Here is a 758-nt window from a genome sequence, read left to right as displayed (position 1 = left end):
TTAAGCGTGTTCACACCCTCAGCGACCTCACCCAAGCTTTCGATTGCTTGCTCGAGGTTTTTCCCTTCGCCAAAGGCAAAGCCCACTCGGTAATTTCGGCTCAATGGAGAACAACACGTTGCGATCAAGTCACCCACGCCAGATAAACCTAGAAAAGTCATCGGATTCGCGCCCTGATGCTCAGCAAAACGTCCCATCTCAGCAATGGAACGTGTTAGCAGCATAGCAATCGTGTTCTCACCTAATTTCTTAGCCGCAGCAATGCCAGCAATAATCGCGTAGATATTTTTGAGAGCACCGCCAAGCTCTACCCCGTACACATCGGCACTCGCATACACTCGAAAGTATTCGCAGCTAAGCGCTTCTTGCACAATACGGCGCAAATCAGAATCTTCACTCGCAATTACAGTAGCGGTAATTTCATGTTTCGCAATTTCTTTTGCGAGATTAGGCCCACCCATGACACCAACACGATTGTTTGGCAATTCAGAGCGAAGAATATCGCTCATCAGATTTAGTTTGCCAGGTTCAATGCCTTTAGTCGTACTAACAACCATCTGTCCTTCAGAAATGAAGCCTGAAACTTGCTCCACAACCATACGAAATGACTTACTAGGGATCGCAAAAAAGATAACATTCGCGCCATCGACCGCAGTCTTAAGATTGCCACTGACGGATAAGTTTTCGTGAAGTACTAAATCTGGCAAGTATCGTTGGTTGATACCCGTTTGTTGAATCTCTTGAACGGCGTCTTCATT

The 758-nt window shown here is 46.3% G+C and carries 1 protein-coding gene; it reads right to left on the bottom strand.

The annotated features are described in order from the left end of the window. The coding region (locus tag A3738_RS01015) for an NAD(P)H-dependent glycerol-3-phosphate dehydrogenase (protein WP_068763280.1) at nt 1-758 on the bottom strand (758 nt) is incomplete at both ends.

The organism is Oleiphilus sp. HI0066, from assembly GCF_001635725.1.
Note: the sequence above shows the minus strand (reverse complement) of the source record. Positions and strands in the feature narration are given on the sequence as shown.